The organism is Limnohabitans sp. 2KL-3, assembly GCF_001269405.1.
Classification (GTDB): Bacteria; Pseudomonadota; Gammaproteobacteria; order Burkholderiales; family Burkholderiaceae_C; genus Limnohabitans_A.
In genome coordinates, this window is record NZ_CXON01000007.1 from 18,316 (window position 1) to 38,055 (window position 19,740).

Consider the following 19,740-nt stretch of genomic DNA (forward strand, 5'->3'; position numbering starts at 1 on the left):
TGCACTTGATCACCAAGGCGTCTGCACCCCAGACGCCTTTTCATTTCTCAAAGAACGACGCCTGCCATGCAGCACTCCAAAATCCTGATCCTCGACTTCGGTTCGCAAGTCACCCAGCTGATTGCCCGTCGCGTGCGCGAAGCGCATGTGTTTTGCGAAGTGCACCCCTGCGACGTCAGCAGCGACTGGGTGCGGGAGTACGCCCAAGACGGCAACCTCAAAGGCATCATCCTGTCGGGCTCTCACGCCAGCGTGTATGAAGTCGATGACCGCGCGCCCGATGCCGTTTTTGAGTTGGGCATCCCCGTCTTGGGCATTTGCTACGGCATGCAAACCATGGCCGAGCAGCTGGGCGGCAAGGTCGAAGCGGGCACCACCCGCGAATTTGGCTATGCCGAAGTCCGCGCCCACGGCCATACCGAACTGCTCAAGGGCATCGAAGACTTCGCCACAGCCGAAGGCCACGGCATGCTCAAGGTCTGGATGAGCCACGGCGACAAGGTCACCCAAATGCCCGAAGGCTTCAAGGTCATGGCCTCGACCCCGGCTTGCCCGATTGCGGGCATGGCCGATGAATCGCGCCATTTTTACGCGGTGCAGTTTCACCCCGAAGTCACACACACCGTGCAAGGCCAGGCCTTGCTCAACCGCTTTGTGCTGGACATTTGCAAGGCCAGCCCCGACTGGATCATGGGCAACTACATCGAAGAAGCCGTCGCCAAGATCCGCGAGCAGGTCGGTGACGAAGAGGTCATTCTCGGCTTGTCCGGCGGCGTTGATTCCTCCGTAGCCGCCGCACTGATCCACCGCGCCATCGGCGACAAGCTGACCTGCGTGTTTGTGGACCACGGCCTGCTGCGCCTGAATGAAGGCGACATGGTCATGGAGATGTTCGTCGGCAAACTGCACGCGAAAGTCATCCGTGTCGATGCCAGTGACTTGTTCCTCGGCAAACTGGCCGGCGTGAGCGAGCCTGAAGCCAAGCGCAAGATCATTGGCGGTTTGTTTGTCGATGTGTTCAAGGAACAAGCGGCCAAGCTCAAAGCGGGTGATGGCGGCCACAAAGGCGCGACGTTCCTAGCCCAAGGCACGATTTACCCCGACGTGATCGAGTCCGGCGGTGCCAAGAGCAAGAAAGCCGTGACCATCAAGAGCCACCACAACGTTGGCGGCTTGCCTGAGCAACTGGGCCTGAAACTGCTGGAACCCCTGCGCGAACTGTTCAAAGACGAAGTGCGCGAATTGGGTGTGGCCCTGGGCTTGCCACGCGAGATGGTCTACCGCCACCCCTTCCCAGGCCCGGGCTTGGGCGTGCGCATCTTGGGCGAAGTCAAAAAAGAATACGCCGACCTGCTGCGCCGTGCGGACGCGATCTTCATCGAAGAGCTGCGCAACTTCACCGACGAATCGGGCAAGACCTGGTACGACCTGACCAGTCAAGCCTTTACCGTGTTCTTGCCCGTGAAGAGCGTGGGTGTGATGGGCGACGGTCGCACCTACGACTACGTCGTGGCCCTGCGTGCCGTGCAGACCAGCGACTTCATGACCGCCGACTGGGCTGAGTTGCCTTATGCGCTGCTCAAAAAAGTGTCGGGCCGCATCATCAACGAGGTGCGCGGCATCAACCGGGTGACTTACGACGTGAGTTCCAAACCACCGGCGACGATTGAGTGGGAATGACAGACAAGGCACCTTCGGGTGCCTTTGTTTTGGTACAGTCTTTTCATGTACCTGCCTCCACAATTCAATCACCCCCAACACGCTGCGGCCATCATGCGCGAGCACCCGTTCGCCAGTCTGGTCTCCACCGACGGTGACGGCTTTCCGTTTGTCACGCATTTGCCGCTCAAGCTGATCGAGAAGGGCGGCCAGCCGGTGGCGCTGCTGGGCCACTGTGCGCGTTCCAATCCGCATGCCAAATTTCTGCAAGAGCGGCCGCAGGCGCTGGTGACTTTCATGGGGCCACAGGCCTACATGTCTCCAGCCGTTTACCCCGATTTGTTGCGTGTGCCGACCTGGACTTACCTGGCGGTGCATGCCCGGGTCGAAGCCCGAATGTTGGATGGCGACGATGCCAAAGACGCCATGCTCAAACAAATGATTGCCGACCACGAGCCCGCTTACGCCGACCAATGGCGTGGGCTGCCCGAGAGCTATGCCCACGGCATGCTGAACGGCATTGTGGCGTTTGAATTGAAAATTCTGGACATCAAAACCAAGGTCAAGATCAACCAGCATCGCCCCGAGTCGCACACAGCCATGCACGTGGCCTATGCCGCGGGCAGCGAACAAGAGCAAGCCCTGGCGCAGTGGATGCAGCGTCTGGGCATGGTGCCTTGATCGTGACCGCACCAAACCAGGACGCCCACTGGATGGCACTGGCCCTGGAACAAGCCCGGCTGGCCGCATCAGCAGGTGAGGTGCCCGTGGGTGCGGTGGTCATCAAGCAGGGACAAGTCATCGCCACAGGCCGCAACGCCCCGATTGCCAGCCACGACCCCACAGCCCACGCCGAGGTGGTCGCACTGCGCGAAGCGGCCCGGGTGCTTGGCAATTACCGGCTCGACGGCTGCACCCTGTATGTGACGCTCGAGCCCTGCGCCATGTGCAGCGGCGCGATGCTGCATGCACGGGTGGAGCGGGTGGTGTTTGGCGCAGCCGACCCACGAACGGGCGTGGCGGGCTCAGTGCTCGACCTGTTTAGCCACACGCAGCTGAACCACCAGACGCAGGTAACGGGCGGCGTGCTGGCTGAGGAATGCGGCAGTCTGCTCAAGGATTTTTTCAGGCCCAAAAGAATGAACACCCAACCCCTCAGAGAAGATGCGCTGCGCACACCCGATACCGCGTTTGCCGAATTGCCCGACTACCCCTGGCAGCCGCATTACGTGAACGACCTGCCCAGCATCTTGGGCTTGCGCATGCATTACCTGGACGAGGGCGACACGAATGCGCCGCTCACCTGGCTGTGCCTGCACGGCAACCCGGCTTGGAGTTACCTGTACCGCAAGATGATCCCGGTCTGGCTGGCGGCGGGGCACCGCGTGGTGGCACCCGACCTGATCGGCTTTGGCAAGAGCGACAAGCCCAAGAAGGACAGTTTTCACCAGTTTGAAATCCACCGCCAGTCATTGCTCGATTTGATCGAGCGCCTTGACCTGCAGCGCGTGGTGCTGGTAGTGCAAGACTGGGGCGGCATTTTGGGCCTGACCTTACCCATGGCTGCACCCGAACGGTACAAGGGTCTTTTGGTCATGAACACCACTTTGGCCACGGGCGAGGCCCCCTTGAGCGCAGGCTTTTTGGCCTGGCGCGACTGGTGCCAGAGCCAGCCGCTGTTTGACGTGGGCAAGTTGTTCAAGCGAGGCAACCCCGGCATGTCGCCACAAGAGACGGCGGCCTACAACGCACCGTTTACGGACAAAGGCTTTCGCGCCGCGCTCAGGGCTTTTCCGCCCATGGTGCCGGAGTTTGCCGATTCACCGGGTGCGGCCATCTCTCGACAAGCGCAGGCGTTTTGGCGCGATGACTGGCAAGGCCAGACTTTCATGGCCATTGGCCAGCAAGACCCGGTGCTGGGCGAGCCCGTGATGCGCGATTTGCAAAGCCGGATTTTGGGCTGCCCCGAGCCGATGCGCCTTGCCGATGCGGGTCATTTTGTGCAGGAACAGGGCAGGGCGATTGCCGAGGCGGCTGTGCGACACTTCAAGCCCTGATTCCTCCGCTTTACGGGGGGCTACCGAGCCAAGCCACAGCATGACATCGGCCCCCTCTCAACGATAAAAACATGGCCCACATCTACATTTTTTCCCCCTCCAGCGCCGTGCGCGACAAAGCGGCTTTTCGCCGGGGCGTGAAGCGCCTGAAAGCCCAAGGCCACGAGGTGGAAGTCGACGAGGCGGCGCTGGCCAGCCACATGCGTTTTGCGGGCGACGACGCCACACGCATTGCGGCCATCACCCGCGCGACGGCCAGTGGGGCCAACGTGGCACTCATCTCGCGTGGCGGCTACGGCCTCACGCGCATCCTGCCCGCCTTGCCCTATAAACAGATCGCCAAAGCCATTGATGACGGAATGCAGTTTGTGGGCCTGAGCGATTTCACGGCCTTCAACCAAGCCGTGTTCGCCAAGACCGTCCGCATCAGCTGGCAGGGCCCGGCTCTGGGCGAAGACTTTGGCCCCGTACAAGAACCCGACGACATCATGCAAGCCTGCTTTGACGACCTGCTGCTGGAGCAAGGGGAGGGCACGGGCTGGCAACTGCCCAAGGCCGAGGCCGAGCGCCGCGTGGTGGTGAAAGACGCGCCGCTGTGGGGCGGCAATCTGACCGTGCTGACCTCTTTGCTGGGCACGCCGTATTTCCCGCCATTCCAAGGCGGCGTGTTGTTCCTCGAAGACGTGGGCGAACACCCTTACCGGGTTGAGCGCATGCTCACACAGCTCTTGCATTCAGGCGTTTTGGCCCAGCAAAAGGCGGTGCTGATGGGGCAGTTCAGCAACTACAAAATGGTGCCCGCGCACGACAAAGGCTTCAAGCTGGCCACTGTGGTGGACTGGCTGCGCAGCCAGATCAAGGCACCTGTACTAACTGGCCTGCCCTTTGGCCATGTGGAGACCAAGGTGTTGCTGCCTGTGGGTGCCAAGGTTGACCTTGTCACCGAAGGGCGTGACGCGTTGATGGTTTGGGGCCACATTTAAGTCCGTTTTTTCAGATTCCACGGCTTCTTCTTGGTCATGGGTGCCATCAAAAGCCATGGCCAAAGACAATCAAAACAGGAGACTCACATGAAATGGTTTGGACGCTTGGCTTTGCTTGGCCTCGTGGCTGCATTGAGCGCCGGGGGCCTGGTCAGTGTGCAGCTGTTGCGCAGCATGCCCAAACTCGATGGTCAGGTGAAACTTCAAGGCTTGAAGGCACCGGTCCAGATCAGCCGGGATTCATCGGATGTGACGCACATCGAAGGGGCCAGTGCTCTGGATACGTGGCGCGGTCTGGGCTTTGTTCATGCGCAAGAGCGCGGCTGGCAGCTCGAATTCAACCGCCGCCTGATGCGTGGCGAATTGTCTGAAATTCTGGGTGCTGCCACGCTGGACACCGACAAGCTCATGCGCACCTTGGGCATCATCGGCATGGCGCAAAAGCAGCTGCAGGGCTTGTCGCCCGCAACACAAGCTGCGTTGCAGGCTTACAGCGAGGGCATCCAAAACGCTTGGCTCAGCGGTGCTGTGCGGCCTTCACCCGAATTCAAGTTGCTGGGTACACAAGCTGGCGGGCCCAAAGGACAGGCCTGGTCGCCCGAAGACAGCCTGGGGTGGGCGCTGATGATGGCCCTTGATCTGGGGGGCAACTGGGGCCAAGAGTTCGCTCGCTTATCCGCCTCGAAAGTGCTCAACCACGAACAGCTTTGGCAACTCCTGCCGCCGTATCCTGGTGAAAAACCGGCCACCACAGTGGACCTGCCTGCCTTGTACGCTCAATTGGGCGTGTATGCGACCAAGGGCCAAACCAAGGCCTTCCCTTTCACAGCAGCGCCCAACGCACTGGCCCAATGGTCTGCTGACTGGGTGCGCGATGTCGGCATTCTGGAAGGCAAAGGCAGCAACAATTGGGTGGTTCCTGGCAGCCACACCGTCAGTGGCAAACCCCTGCTGGCCAACGATCCTCACTTGGCCTTGAGTTCTCCGGCCATCTGGTATTTTGCACACCTGAAAGCGCCTGCTGGTGAATTGCCCGGCGGTCATCAACACCCCGCGCTGGATGTGATTGGAGCCACTTTGCCCGGTTTGCCTTTTGTCGTGTTGGGCCGAACCCAAGGTGTGGCCTGGGGCTTTACCAACACGGGGCCGGACGTTCAAGACCTGTACCTCGAACAGCTGGACGCAACCCAACCCGGCCAATACCGCACGCCCACCGGCTGGGCGGCGTTTGAGGAACGCGCCGAAACCATCCGCGTCAAAGGGCAGGGCGATGTGACCCTCCAAGTGCGCAGCACGCGCCACGGCCCTGTCATCAGCGATGTTCAAGCGCAATACAAAGGCCTGATCGATGCCCAGCGTTATGCCATCAGCCTGCGCTGGTCAGCGTTGACCGAAGACAACAAGACGGTGGAAGCGGGCATGCTGACCAATTGGGCGCAAACCGTGCCCGAGTTGAAAAAAGCCTTCATTCACAACCATGCCCCCATGCAAAGCGTGGTCATGGCTGACACCTTGGGCGAAGTGGCCTACCAGGCTGTGGGGAAACTGCCAACGCGCTCGCCGGAAAATGACATTCGAGGTGTGGCTCCTGCGCCAGGCTGGATGCCCCAATATGATTGGACCGGCTGGCTGCCTGCCGAGCAAAACCCGTCATTGGGCCACCAGGCCATCGAAGCCAAAGGCTGGCATGCCACTGCCAACCAGAATATTTTGCCGCCTGGTTATGCCCATTTTGTAGGTGGCGACTGGACCACGCCCGAGCGGTTTGAGCGCATTGAGCAGTTGCTCGCCGCCAGCCCCAAGCACAGCCGAGAAAGCCTGCAAGCCATTCAAAACGACGTCACCTCTTTGGGTGCCAAAGCGCTGTTGCCCACATTGCTAAGTGCCAAGCCTCAGCATGCGCTGGGCGATCAGGCGCTGAAAATGCTGGCCACTTTTGATGGCCAAATGCACGCCCAAAGTGCGCCTGCCTTGGTGTTCAACGTCTGGGCCGATGAGTTGTCACGCGGTTTGCTGGTGCCCCATTTGGGAGCCGAACGCTTTCAGTCCTTGTATGGCAAACGCCATTTTCGCGCCGCAGTCGATGGCATTCTCAAGCGCTCAGACGCTTTTTGGTGTGGCGCTGCGGGCTGCCCAGCACAAGTGTCTTTGGCACTTGACCGCGCACTGGTCCGCATATCAGCCCAGCAAGGCACCGACATGCGTTCATGGCGCTGGGGCGCATGGCATCCAGCCATCAGCAGCCACAAACCGTTTGGCAAAGTGCCGTACCTCAATGCCATTTTTGATGTCCGCACGGAAAGCGCAGGAGACCTGTTCACGGTGAACGTGGGCCAATACTGGGCCAATGACCCGAAAGAGCCTTTTGCCAACCGCCATGCGGCTTCGATGCGGACGGTTTATGACCTGGCCGATGCCGATCAATCGGTTTTCATCTACCAGACCGGTCAATCTGGACATGCTTTCGATCCAAGAAGCCGCGACATGGCTGCGGCTTGGGCCTCTGGCAATTACCGGCTTTTGCAACAAAAAAGTACCGCTGTTCATCGCTTGTTGCTGACACCTTGAGCAACTGCTCTGTCCTGCATTGATCTTTGTGCTTTGGCAGGTCTTTGTGCACCCCAGTGTTTTTGATGCCAGCCTGAGTTTTAGGCAACATCATGGGGTGCTGTTGACCCCAAGGTGATCAATCCACGCTGGTGAACCCAGTGTTGTCAAACCAAGTCTTTAACTTTACATAATATTGATTGTACGAAATTAACAGCATGTGTTGGATGTGCATGACAACGGTGCATGAACCGGTCACACAAGTAAAGTTGACGCTACTTTCCAAGTAAAGTTATAGCTACTCACATATTCCAAGTAAAGTTGACGCTATCAAGGACTGGTGATTTGGCAAGACCAAAACGTTGATGTGCTAACTTCTATCCGATTACGCTTCGTACGGCTTTGTTCTTTGCTGCAGATTTGAGTTTTTTGGGTTGCATGTCGTTGATGCGTGCAAGATAACCTGATGCGCGCTCTGATAGCTGCGTGTTTTGCATCCTCAGCTCGTGCAGTTGCTTGGTCAAATTTCCTGCCACTTCCAGAGCCTCACTTTGATGTCGTATCTGCTTTTTTTTTTCAATCCCCACCTCTGCCTGTAATTTTTTTACTTGTTGGCGCTCGCGATCAATCTCCGCCATCAGTCTTCGTTCTGAAGACACAAACTGTGCCTGAAGCGCTTGGATTTCAGCGCTGTGAGACCACAGTTGCGCATCGTGACGGCGACGCTCCTCATTGCCTTCGGCAACTTGCTGTTGAAGCGCCAGACGCGATGATGTGAGTTCCTCATCCTTCTTGTTCACAAGCATTTGAAGCTTATGCGCTTGACCTTGTGTTTCGGCATGCTTCAGTTCAAGCGCATCAAGGGCTTGCTTTAATTCTGATGCCTTCTGCGTGAACGCTCCACGCTCAGCTTCAATTTCAGCAAGCACCGTCGTCATTTGCTGTTCTTGCTGACTTGCTTTGTTCGCTAAATCTGCTTTTGATGTTTCAAAAGTACTGTGAGCCTCCTGCAAAGCACTTTTCCAGAGGGTTTTCATGGCAACTTGCACAGTAGCTGGCAATTCGCTTGTTTTATCGGATTCACCCGTTGGTCCTCTCAAACGCTCTCCCAATGAAGAAAACCAGACCTCCAGCATCGGGCCCACGGTGTTGGGCGATCCACGGCCCAATTTCATGCGAACACGTTCGATGGTCGGTTTGAGTTGCTCACTGAGCAATTCGTCGGCTGCGCCGTTGACATCGGCTTGCTGAACACCTCTTGGACTTTTAACTTGCATCGCCCTGCTCCTTGCTGTAAATTTACCGACGATAAGAGATATTTATCGTGATTTAAAGGATAAAAAGATAAATAATCTTACATACTATGTAAGATTTCTTCAAAGAAATAAGCCGCCCATGAACTTGCGCCTGCCCACGCTCAAAAATACACCCGCCCTGGAGCCAGAGGCTCTGAGCGAAGTCACCCAACGCGCCGTCGAAGATCTGCTGCGCGAAGGTGAATCAAAAAACACCCTCATCAGCTACCGCAGCGCCTTGCGCTACTGGGCCGCATGGTTTGGTGCACGCTACGGCCGACAAATACAGCTGCCCGTTCCCACCGCCTGTGTGCTCCAGTTTGTCGTCGACCACGCGGATCGAACCACCGACAAAGGCTTGGCGCACGAGTTGCCCATCGAGATCGATCAAGCCCTGGTGAAATCTGGCTTCAAAGGCAAACTCGGCGCACTCGCACACAACACCCTGATTCACCGAATTGCGGTCCTGTCCAAAGCCCACCAAATCGGCGAGTTCAAAAACCCTTGCCACGACCCCAAAGTGCGCGAGCTTCTCTCCCGCACCCGCAAGGCCTACGCCAAACGGGGTGCCCTCCCCCGCAAAAAAGACGCCCTCACCAAAGAGCCTCTTCAAGCCATCTTGCAAACGTGCGATGACTCAGTCATCGGCATCCGCGATAGAGCACTGATCTTGTTCGCCTGGTCCAGTGGCGGGCGCAGGAGATCCGAGGTGGCCAGCGCAGACATACAGTTTTTAAAACGCACCGGCCCCGATGCCTATCTCTACAACTTGGCGTTTTCCAAAACGAACCAGGCCGGAGCAGAACGCGCTGAAAACCACAAACCCATTTTCGGGCTCGCAGCGCAAGCCCTCTCGGCATGGCTCACCGTCAGCCACATCACCAGCGGGGCGATTTTCCGAAGAGTGCGCAAAGGCGGTCACATCGGTGAAGCGCTCTCCCCTGCCGCTGTCAAAGATATCGTTAAAAAGCGATGCTTGTTGGCAGGCATTGACGGCAACTATGCCGCCCACTCCCTGCGCTCAGGGTTCGTGACAGAGGCAGGCTTGCAAAACGTTCCCCTCGCTCAGACCATGGCCATGACGGGGCACCACAGCGTCTCCACCGTGTTGGGTTATTTCCGCATCACACAAGAGGCTGAGGTGACAGACCTTATGAGAGATGCGCGCCCCAACACTTGAAGCTCAACTGGGGTATGAACTTGTATGGAAAATCAGGCACAGGAGATCAAATGAAGACCATCACGCTCTATTTCGCAACCGCAATCGCTGAAATCGTGGGGTGCTACCTGCCCTGGCTCTGGCTCAAGCAAAACGGATCTCCATGGTTGCTGATACCCGCCGGAGTCAGTCTGGCGGCCTTCGCGTGGCTACTGACACTGCACGAAGCTGCCACCGGACGCGTCTACGCTGCTTACGGGGGTGTCTACATCTTTGCAGCTATTCTTTGGCTATGGGCCGTCGACGGCATCCGACCATCGAATTGGGATGTCGCGGGTGTTGCCGTGGCCCTGCTGGGTATGAGCATCATTGCCTTTCAACCGCGCTAGGAACAGATCCTCAATTTGGAGAATGCTTTGAAAAAAGCGCCTTGCTTGCGGATCTCGGAACAGTGTTTACGGGCGCTCAAAGGGACTCGTACCCCTTTGACGCAAATCAGTGCGCCCCATGCACATGGCGCGCGCCTCGCTTGCCCACCGGCCCCACTTCCTTAGAGGCCTGAGCAATTCCGGAAAGCACACCGCACTCACTGACAGAGCCGTTTCCGGCACAACCGGTTCGCAACTCAACAAGTTGCCTTTGCAAGACCTTCAGCTCTCTGATTCGAACCGCCACATGCTTGATGTGCTCATCAACCAAGGCGTTGATGTCAGAACAGTCCTGTGGGGGGGAATCTTTCATGCGCAACAGCGCTCGAATCTCATCCAGGGCCATGTCCAAGCTTCGGCAGTACCGAATGAACGAAAGTCGTTCAACGTGCTCCGGTCCATAGACGCGGTAGTTGCCTTCTGTTCGCCCCGGCTGTGGCAACAAGGCCTCACGCTCGTAGTAGCGAATCGTCTCCACCTGTGTATCGGTGGCCTTGGCGAGCTCTCCAATCCTCATGGTGTCCTCCATCAGCGGTTGACCATATTTTAGGCGCTTGACTCTAAAGTGGCTACAGGGTTTCTAATCGCTGTAACGAGGAAGAAATCATGAGTACAAGTACATCTTGCGAAGGCGCAAAGCCACAGGTCCGCCCGACTGAGAACGGATGTTCAGCCGCTTCCTGCGTACCCTTGGTGCAATCTGAGCAGGACGTGGCGCATATGAACACAGACCAGTCACAGAAAAGGTTCCGTATCTCCAACATGGACTGCGCCTCAGAGGAGTCCGAGATCCGGCGCGCTGTGGATGGCATCCCGGAAATTGAAGCCTTGCGATTCGATCTGGGGGCACGCGTACTGACCATTTCTGCGAGCCAAGCTGCATTGCCAAACGCACTACAGGCGATTCGAAAGGCAGGGTTTAAGCCTGAGCCCATCGATGAAGCCGACAAAAAACCTTCCGGTACAACTAATGCGTCTGCGACGTTTTGGGACATGTGGGGAAAGCTTCTGGCGGCGCTCGGCTTGGCATTGGCAGCAGAGGCGATCGCGTACGCCTTCCCTGCGACGACCTGGATCAAAGCCCTGGGCATGGCCATCGCTTTGGGTGCCATCTTCCTTTCAGGCTTCGGCGTCTACGGAAAAGGCCTGGCTGCGCTGCGGCAAGGACGATTGAACATCAACGCCCTCATGGCAGTAGCCGTCACAGGCGCCTTCTTGATCGGCCAGTGGCCTGAGGCCGCCATGGTGATGGCGCTCTATGCCATTGCAGAGGCCATCGAAGCGCGGGCGGTCGACCGCGCTCGAGGTGCCATCAAAAGCCTTCTTGCCTTGTCACCAGAGCAAGCCGAGGTACGCCAGGCCGACGGCGGCTGGCTTCGGATTGACGTCAAGTCTGTTGCATTGAACTCGGTGGTACGTATCTCTCCGGGTGAGCGTGTTCCGCTTGATGGCACCGTGCTGGCGGGTCAGAGCGCGGTGGATCAATCGCCTTTGACAGGCGAGAGCCTGCCCGTGGACAAAGGACCTGGTGATGAGGTGTTTGCCGGAACCATCAACCAGGCCTCTGCTTTGGAAGTCCGGGTCACATCGCCCGCCTCAGACAGCACGCTCAGCCGGATCATCAAAGCCGTCGAGGAAGCGCAGGCCTCTCGCGCACCGACGCAGCGTTTTGTTGACCAGTTCGCCGCCGTCTACACACCTGCGGTCTTTGCCCTTGCGCTGCTGGTTGCCGTCGTGATGCCCTGGGTGGCCGGGATCACGTGGCTCGAAGCGGTCTACAAGGCTTTGGTCCTGCTTGTGATTGCATGCCCTTGCGCCTTGGTCATCTCCACACCCGTCACGGTGGTGAGTGGTCTGGCCGCAGGGGCACGGCGGGGTATCTTGATCAAGGGAGGCGTTTACCTGGAGGAAGCCCGAAAGATCAAAGCCGTCGCTTTGGACAAAACCGGCACCATCACCGAAGGGAAGCCCAAATTGGTGGCGTTCGAGCCCATCGCGCCCGACGAGCCTGAGCAAGGGGTAGAACTGCTCGCAAAGAGCCTGGCTGCGCGTTCAGACCACCCGGTCTCGAAAGCGATTGCTCAAGGCCTAGCGGTACAAGCCCAAGAAGTCGAAGCATTTGAAGCTGTCGCAGGTCGTGGCGTCCAGGGGGTGATCGATGGCCACCCCTACATCCTGGCCAATCACCGCTGGATCGAAGAGCGCGGCCAGTGTTCTGCGCCATTGGAAGCACGCCTCGCAGTTCATGAAGAGGCAGGACGAACTGTGACCATTTTGGCCAATCGGGACCGGGTGATCGCGCTCTTCGCTGTAGCGGACACGATCAAACCGTCATCGATCGAGGCCATTTCCGAGATGAAGGCGCTGGGGGTCGTTCCCATCATGTTGACCGGTGATAACGCCGCAACGGCGCGCACCGTCGGACACTTGGCAGGCATTTCAGAAATCCGAGGCAACCTGCTGCCCGAGGACAAGCTCAAGGCGATTGAAGAGTTCCAAGGAAGATACGGTGTGACGGCCATGACCGGTGACGGCATCAATGATGCCCCGGCACTTGCAAAGGCGAACATTGGCTTTGCGATGGGCGCTGCGGGCACTCACACGGCCATGGAAGCGGCCGACGTCGTCGTCATGAACGACGACCTGCGCCGATTGCCCGAGACGATTCGCCTATCCAAACGGACCCATGTCATTTTGTGGCAGAACATCACCCTCGCTCTGGGTATCAAGGCAGTATTCTTGCTGATGGCCATCTTTGATGACGCCTCTATGTGGATGGCGGTCTTTGCCGACATGGGCGCAAGCTTGTTGGTGGTTTTCAACGGGCTTCGGCTTCTCAAGGCAGTCAAGTGATGGCTCCTTGGCAGCTGTAAACCTCTTCCATTTCCTCAGGATTACTGAGGCCAACGCCTCGTCCCGTGATCAAGCAAGCCTGAAGCGACTATACTATCAACTTATGAAAAAGTTCTTGGCAATTTTCTTGCTGGTTCTGTTGCCCTTGCAATACAGCTGGGCAGCAATGGCAAGCTATTGCGAGCACGAAACCAGTGTAACTGCCAAGCACCCTGGTCACCACACCCATGACCATGCGTCAATTGACCAGCAAGAGTCCAGCAAAAATCCCCCTCAATCGGCGGGCATGGACCATGACTGTGCCACTTGCCATATGGGTTGTGCCGCTGCCCTGGTCAGCGATCTGAGCAAGACCACATTAGCAGCCTCTGACGATCACCCACTTCACCTTCAGGTCATTGCTTCTCATATGGCAAGTGAACGTCCTGAACGGCCTCAATGGCCCGTGCTTGCCTGATCGGCGAGCCTCGGGTTTCTTTACCTTTCCCTCTTTTCGAATCCCCTGTGTGCGGATGCACATGACGCTTTGCGCGTTGTGCGTCATCGCCTAGCGACGTGTTGTCGCTGCTCGCTGATCTCCTTGGATGTTTTCACCATTGGAGATGAGCTATGAGTTTGTACAAAAAAAGACCGACACCGATTCGAATCGCGCTGTTGGTCATGACCCTGAGTGGCTTGGTGCTGACGGCCCAAGCACAAGGCACATCCGCCGCCGCGTTGAGTGGCTCGGTGTCCTTGAAAGATGTTTTCGAAACGGCGTGGCAAAGGCAACCCGAGGCGCACGCGCTTCAATCGCGTCGCGATGCCGCCCTGGCCCAGGCCAAAGCCGCGTCGATGCTGTCCCCCGAGCCGCCCTCGCTGGAGATAAGTCAGCGATCAGACCGGATGACAGGCAACAGCGGTGCGCGGGAAGCTGAGGTGGGTATCGCCGTTCCAATTTGGCTACCCGGACAACGCACAGCCAGTGCCGATCTGGCGCAAGCTGAAATATCGTTGGTTGAGCGCAAGCTGCTCGCCTCACAACTTCGGCTCGCTTCTTCCGTCAGGGATGCTTGGTGGGGCTGGTTGCGAGCTCGCGTAGATGCTGAACTGGCGAGCGAACAACTGGCCAATGCACAACGCCTCGCCGCTGATGTTGCCAAACGGACCAACGCGGGTGATCTGGCAAAGTCCGACCAGCATCAAGCCGAAGGCGCTGTCGCTGCGGCCCAAGCGCATGCCGCCCAAGCTCAAGCTGCATCTGCCGCAGCCTTGGCACAAGTGATGGCGCTAACAGGCAGGACGGCACCGGCAGACTTGAAAGTCAACGCGGCGGTGGAGCCAACGCCAGATTCGACCCCACATACGGGTGCGTCAGTGGGGCATCCCTTGTTGGCTGAACTGGAGGATCGCATCACGATGGCCGAGCGGACGGCTCAGCTGATCAGCGCCCAGAGGCGATCCAACCCGGAACTCACGGTGGCCACCACGCGCGGCCGTGGGGCATTTGGAGAACGCTATGGCCAGACTGTGCTGATTGGCATTCGCGTGCCCTTGGGTGCAGGCCCTAGGCATGACGCCCGTCTTGCGACTGCACAAGCCGAAGCGATAGAAGTGCAGTCACAACTGGTCCTCGAGCAGGCGCGCATTCAAGCCGACAAACAAGGCGCTGCTGCTCGTCTGGAGGCCGCACGCACTCAACTTGATGCTGCGCAGCGACGAGCCCAGCTGGCCAACGAGTCCCGCAGCTTTTTTGACAAGTCGTTCAGGCTGGGCGAGTCGGATCTGCCCACCCGCTTGCGCATTGAAGCAGAGGCTGCAGAGGCCGCGAGACAAGCCGCTCGAAGCCGAATTGACCTGGCCTCCGCCATTTCGGCATTGCGGCAGTCCTTGGGCCTGCTGCCTCAGTGATGCTGACACCCCTCAAAAATTCAAGGAACACCATGAAGATCATTCATTCAACAGTCGCCACCTTTATGGCGCTGATATTCACATTACTCAGTCCTATGGCCATTGCCGGTGCGGGTCACGATCACGCGGAAGCTGCGCCAAAAACCCAGGGAACAGCACTGCCGCGTTTCGTCGCGGTTTCAGAGGATCTGGAAATGGTTGGCATCGTCAATGGCAAGCAGCTGACGATTTTCCTGGACCGTTTTACAGACAACAGTCCGGTTAATGACGCTCAAATTGACATTGACATCGAAGGCAGCAAATACAAAGCTGAAAAACACGGCGTAGGTGAATACGAAGTCATCCTCAAGGACACGCTCAAACCTGGCGTCATTGCCATCACCGCAACCATTCAGGCCGGTGAACTGAACGACCTGCTGACTGGCGAACTCGATTTGCACGAGGACGAAGATGAACCTGTCAGTGGTTCTTCTTGGAAAGGCATCGCCCTGTGGATCGGCGGGGGGTTATTGGCCCTGATGGCATTAGGCGCGATCGTTCGCTTTCGTCAACAAGCTCGTACGGCCTAAGGAGCCTCAGCATGAAAACAATCAACACTTCAAAAAAACGCCACTGGATGGCACTGGCCACTGCTTTGACCCTTGCAGGTGCTGCGCTGCCTACGTACGCGGGCGAAGGCCATGACCACGGCGCTGCGCCTGCGACGGCCAATGCCAATGGTCCACAGCGCATGGCCGATGGCAGCGTGTTTCTGCCCAAACCAGCCCAACGCCAACTGAATGTGCGCACGATGGTGGTGGAAACCGCTGAGGTGCCACGCGCCTTTGAACTCAATGGTCAGGTACTGATGGACCCCAACGCTGGGGGCAAAGTCCAGCCCATCAACGCCGGACGCATAGAACCCGGCCCCAATGGCTTGCCCAACGCAGGGCAAACCGTCAAGAAGGGTCAGGTATTGGCCTACGTGGTCCCTGCGGTCGCCCCCCTGGAGCGGGCCAGCCAGTTGACTCAATTGGCCGAATTTCGCGCTGCCAAAGCGCTTGCTGAAAAGCGTTTGGCACGTTTGCGCGAGTTATCAGATACCGTACCGCGCAAGGAAGTGGAAGCCGCAGAGAGTGATGTGCTCAGCCTGACCGACCGCATGTCGGCCGTTGGTGGCGGCCTCAGCAGCAAAGAAGCACTGGTCGCGCCCGTTTCTGGCGTGATTGCCTCGGCGCATGTCGTGGCAGGCCAAGTGGTGGACACGCGGGAATTGATTTTTGAAATTGTCGACCCGAAGCGGCTGCGCATTGAAGCCTTGGCTTTTGATATCTCAGTGGCCAACAACATCGGCGGTGCCACATTGGCTGTCGGCGACCAGCGCACGCCACTGGTTTTCATGGGTGCAGCGCGCAGTTTGCGCGAGCAAGCGCTGCCGCTGAACTTCCAAGTGCAAAGCCCGGAACTACTAGGTCTGGCCGTTGGACAGCCCGTCAAAGTCTATGTGCAGTCCAAGCAAAAGACACAGGGTATTGCGGTCCCCCAGTCGGCACTGATGAAAAACGCTGCTAATCAGAACGTTGTGTGGGTCAAGTCTGCAGCTGAGCAGTTTGAACCCCGCACGGTGACGTTCGAGCCCCTGGATGGAGCGCGTGTCACGGTGATCTCGGGCTTGAAGTCTGGCGATCGTGTGGCGACCCAAGGTGCCACGCTCATCAATCAAGTCCGGTAAAGGGGTCACGATATGTTCAAGTGGCTTCTCGAAAATAGCCTGACCAACCGGCTTCTGGTGTTGATAGCGGGTGCCGTATTGATGGCTTACGGGGCATTCACATTGTCTCGAACGCCAGTCGATGTCTTTCCTGACCTCAACAAACCTACTGTGACGATCATGACCGAGGCGGGTGGCATGGCGCCCGAAGAGGTCGAGCAACTGATTACCTTTCCTCTGGAGACGGCCATGAATGGCTTGCCTGGGGTCGAATCGGTTCGTTCTACTTCCTCTGCTGGCCTGTCCTTTTTGTATGTCACCTTCAACTGGGACACAGAGATTTTTCGGGCACGCCAACTGGTGTCTGAACGTCTCTCGTCCATGGAAGAAGGTTTGGCTGCCGGGGTGATACCCCGCATGGGACCGATCAGCTCCATCATGGGTGAGATCATGCAGATCGCTATTCCTGTCGATCCGCAGAAAATCTCCCCTATGGCGGTGCGTGAGTACGCCGACTGGGTGCTCCGGCCGCGACTCTTGTCCATACCGGGTGTCGCACAGATCATTCCCATTGGCGGCGAAGTGCGTCAGTTTCAGGTGCAGCCCAACACAGCGCGCCTGTCGGACTTGGGTATCTCCTTGGACCAGTTGGAGTCGGCGTTGCGCGGGTTTTCGGCCAACACCTCGGGGGGGTTTCTGGAACTCAACGGGCGCGAGTACCTGATTCGAAATCTTGGTCGCACTTCACGCCTGGAGGACTTGCGCAATCTGGCCATCACCGCCAAGAACGGTCAGCCCATCTTGTTGCGCCAGATCGCTGAGGTCACTTTTGCCGCAGCCATCAAACGTGGGGATGCAGGCTTTGAGGGCAAGCCCGCCGTGATTCTGGGCGTTCAAAAGCAACCCACCGCTGACACGACCCGTTTGACACAGTCGATTGAAGAAGCGATTACGGATCTCAAGGCATCCCTTCCTGAGGGGATGGAGGCACCCCGTGTGACCTTCCGCCAGGCCAGCTTCATTGAGGCGTCGATCTCGACGCTGCAAGGCAAGTTGATCGGTGCGTCGCTGTTTGTGGCCGCGATCCTTTTCTTCTTCTTGGGCACAGTTCGACCCACCATCATTGCGCTCACCGCCATCCCAGTGTCCATCTTCATCACGGCACTGGTGTTCAAGTATTTTGGCTTGTCGATCAACACCATGACGCTTGGAGGACTGGCGATTGCCATTGGCGGACTGGTGGACGATGCCGTGGTGGATGTGGAAAACATCTTGCGGCGCATGAAAGAAGACCGTGCCAAGGACCCCAGTCAGCGCCTGTCGCTGCTCGCGCTCGTGGCCAAGGCGTCCATGGAAGTCCGCTCGGCGATCCTCTATGCGACGGTGATCATCGTGCTGGTCTTCCTGCCGCTTTTTGCTTTGCCGGGCCTGGAAGGCAAGTTGTTTGTGCCGCTGGGCATTGCCTTCATCATCTCGACACTGGCCTCTTTGTTGGTGTCGGTAACGATGACGCCGGTGCTGAGCTACTACCTCTTGCCGGGCATGAAAAACCTGGACCATGGCGACACCAAAGTGCTGGCATGGCTCAAGCAAGGCTACAAAGGCAGTTTGCAAAAAGTGCTGGACAAGCCACGCGTGGCGATAACCAGTGCATGTGTGGCGGTGGTGTTGGCTGCGGCGGCTGTTCCGTTTTTTCCGACCACCTTCTTGCCTCCTTTTAATGAAGGCACCTTGCTGGTGGGCATACGGCTGAACCCGGGCGTGACCTTGACCGAGTCCTCTGACCTGGCGCGCCAGGCCGAAGTGCTGGTCAAGCAGGTGCCCGAAGTGCTGCATGTGGGCAGGCGCAGCGGACGTGCTGAACTGGATGAGCATGCCGAAGGTGTTCATGTCAGCGAATTGGACGTGGGCATCAAACCCTCAGGCGAGTTGACGCGCTCAATGGATGAGGTCCGTGCCGACATCCGTGCACGCTTGGTCAACCTGCCTGCTTCGATTGAGGTGGGGCAACCCATCTCACACCGCATCGACCACATGCTGTCTGGGGTGCGCTCCCAAATCGCCATCAAGATTTTTGGCGAAGACCTGGACGTGCTGCGCGGGCAAGCCGATGCGCTGCGCTCACGGCTGTCAGGTATCGAGGGCATAGCTGACCTGCAAATCGAAAAACAAGTTCTTGCACCCCAGATCAAGGTACGGTTGGACTATGCGGCAGCGGCGCAATACGGCCTGTCTGGCGCGCAAGTGCTTGCCACACTGCAGACCCTGGTGGAAGGTGAACGTGTCACGCAAATCATGGAGGGAGGTCGCCGCTTTGCGTTGGTTGTGCGTTTACCAGAATCCGCACGATCGCTGGAAGGCTTGGGCCAGGTGTTGATCGAAACACCCTCGGGCAGAATTCCGCTGTCCAAAATCGCAACGATTGAAGACGCCGATGGTCCCAACCAAATCAGTCGGGACAACGGCAAGCGGCGTATCGTGATTTCTGCCAACGCTTCGGGCCGCCCATTGTCAGAAGTTGTGGCCGACATACGCAAAGTGACGGCGGATTCTCGATTGCCAGAGGGCTACTTCATCACCCTTGGAGGACAGTTTCAGGCGCAAGAAGAAGCCTCGCGCCTGATCTCTTTGCTCTCGGTGGTCTCTGTGGTGTTGATGTTTGTGGTGCTTTACAGCCGCTACAAGTCCGCCGTTTTGTCGGCCTTGATCATGGTGAACATTCCCTTGGCGCTCGTGGGTGCCGTGTTGGGTCTTTGGCTGTCAGGTCAGCCCTTGTCGGTGGCCGCCTTGGTCGGGTTCATCACGTTGGCTGGCATTTCGGTGCGCAACGGCATTTTGAAAGTCAGCCATTACATCAACCTCATGCGCTTTGAGGGAGAGTCCTTCACCAAGCCCATGATCTTGCGCGGTTCGATGGAACGATTGAGCCCTGTGTTGATGACGGCCTTGGTGACTGCCTTCGCATTGGCACCCTTGCTCTTCGAGGCCGAACGCCCCGGCACCGAAATTTTGCACCCGGTCGCCGTGGTGATTTTCTCGGGCTTGATCAGCTCGACGCTGCTCGACACCTTTCTGACGCCTGCCATGTTTTGGCTCTTTGGCCGAAAACCTGCCGAGGCGCTTTTGCAAGACAAAGATGCTGAAGCATTCTGACCATTCATTCTTTTCTTCAACCTCAA

The 19,740-nt window shown here is 58.0% G+C and carries 15 protein-coding genes; 13 read left to right on the top strand and 2 right to left on the bottom strand.

From position 1 onward, the window contains the following. The first annotated feature begins 66 nt into the window (after positions 1-66). The 5 genes from guaA (at position 67) to AMM41_RS10970 (ending at position 7,267) form a co-directional block, all read left to right on the top strand. Positions 67-1,680, top strand: coding sequence for a glutamine-hydrolyzing GMP synthase (gene guaA / locus AMM41_RS10950; protein ID WP_089957620.1), 1,614 nt, complete (start codon positions 67-69; stop codon positions 1,678-1,680). 45 nt (positions 1,681-1,725) lie between these two features. After that, a complete protein-coding gene (locus tag AMM41_RS10955; RefSeq protein WP_089957622.1) occupies positions 1,726-2,340 on the top strand; it encodes an FMN-binding negative transcriptional regulator in 615 nt (204 codons plus the stop codon). 2 nt (positions 2,341-2,342) lie between these two features. Then, positions 2,343-3,716 (top strand): tRNA adenosine(34) deaminase TadA, encoded by a 1,374-nt coding sequence (gene tadA / locus AMM41_RS10960; RefSeq protein ID WP_089957626.1) that lies wholly within the window; start codon positions 2,343-2,345, stop codon positions 3,714-3,716. Positions 3,717-3,787: 71 nt separating this feature from the next. Then, complete coding sequence (locus AMM41_RS10965; protein WP_089957630.1) at positions 3,788-4,699, top strand: LD-carboxypeptidase; 912 nt, start codon at positions 3,788-3,790, stop codon at positions 4,697-4,699. Between the two features lie 87 nt (positions 4,700-4,786). Next, positions 4,787-7,267, top strand: coding sequence for a penicillin acylase family protein (locus tag AMM41_RS10970; RefSeq protein WP_089958010.1), 2,481 nt, complete (start codon positions 4,787-4,789; stop codon positions 7,265-7,267). A 356-nt stretch (positions 7,268-7,623) separates the two neighbouring features. Here AMM41_RS10970 and AMM41_RS10975 read toward each other — a convergent pair whose 3' ends face one another. Further along, positions 7,624-8,523 (bottom strand): DNA-binding protein, encoded by a 900-nt coding sequence (locus tag AMM41_RS10975; RefSeq protein ID WP_089957633.1) that lies wholly within the window; start codon positions 8,521-8,523, stop codon positions 7,624-7,626. 124 nt (positions 8,524-8,647) lie between these two features. Between AMM41_RS10975 and AMM41_RS10980 the strand changes: the two genes are divergently transcribed. Together AMM41_RS10980 and AMM41_RS10985 are read left to right on the top strand one after the other, a co-directional pair. Beyond that, positions 8,648-9,721 carry a site-specific integrase gene (locus tag AMM41_RS10980; protein WP_228769245.1) on the top strand — a complete coding sequence of 358 codons (1,074 nt, stop codon included), beginning with the start codon at positions 8,648-8,650 and terminating at the stop codon, positions 9,719-9,721. 50 nt (positions 9,722-9,771) lie between these two features. Further along, complete coding sequence (locus tag AMM41_RS10985) at positions 9,772-10,089, top strand: YnfA family protein (RefSeq protein WP_053176984.1); 318 nt, start codon at positions 9,772-9,774, stop codon at positions 10,087-10,089. Between the two features lie 106 nt (positions 10,090-10,195). Here the strand turns inward: AMM41_RS10985 and cadR are convergent, their stop codons facing one another. Continuing rightward, entirely contained in the window at positions 10,196-10,645 is a 450-nt protein-coding gene (cadR, locus tag AMM41_RS10990) for a Cd(II)/Pb(II)-responsive transcriptional regulator (protein ID WP_053176982.1), read from the bottom strand. Positions 10,646-10,848: 203 nt separating this feature from the next. On the opposite strand from cadR, the gene AMM41_RS10995 reads away from it, so the two are divergent. From AMM41_RS10995 to AMM41_RS11020, 6 genes are all read left to right on the top strand, one after another. Further along, complete coding sequence (locus tag AMM41_RS10995; RefSeq protein ID WP_228769233.1) at positions 10,849-12,981, top strand: heavy metal translocating P-type ATPase; 2,133 nt, start codon at positions 10,849-10,851, stop codon at positions 12,979-12,981. Between the two features lie 103 nt (positions 12,982-13,084). After that, the gene (locus AMM41_RS11000) at positions 13,085-13,438 is read left to right on the top strand and encodes a hypothetical protein (RefSeq protein ID WP_089957644.1); all 354 of its coding nucleotides are present in this window, start codon (positions 13,085-13,087) and stop codon (positions 13,436-13,438) included. Positions 13,439-13,590: 152 nt separating this feature from the next. Then, positions 13,591-14,871 carry a TolC family protein gene (locus AMM41_RS11005; RefSeq protein ID WP_089957647.1) on the top strand — a complete coding sequence of 427 codons (1,281 nt, stop codon included), beginning with the start codon at positions 13,591-13,593 and terminating at the stop codon, positions 14,869-14,871. A 32-nt stretch (positions 14,872-14,903) separates the two neighbouring features. Then, positions 14,904-15,440, top strand: a complete 537-nt coding sequence (locus AMM41_RS11010; RefSeq protein WP_228768230.1) for a hypothetical protein — start codon at positions 14,904-14,906, stop codon at positions 15,438-15,440. An 11-nt stretch (positions 15,441-15,451) separates the two neighbouring features. After that, positions 15,452-16,582 carry an efflux RND transporter periplasmic adaptor subunit gene (locus AMM41_RS11015; protein WP_089957655.1) on the top strand — a complete coding sequence of 377 codons (1,131 nt, stop codon included), beginning with the start codon at positions 15,452-15,454 and terminating at the stop codon, positions 16,580-16,582. Positions 16,583-16,594: 12 nt separating this feature from the next. Continuing rightward, complete coding sequence (locus tag AMM41_RS11020; RefSeq protein WP_053176211.1) at positions 16,595-19,714, top strand: efflux RND transporter permease subunit; 3,120 nt, start codon at positions 16,595-16,597, stop codon at positions 19,712-19,714. The last annotated feature ends 26 nt before the right edge of the window (positions 19,715-19,740 follow it).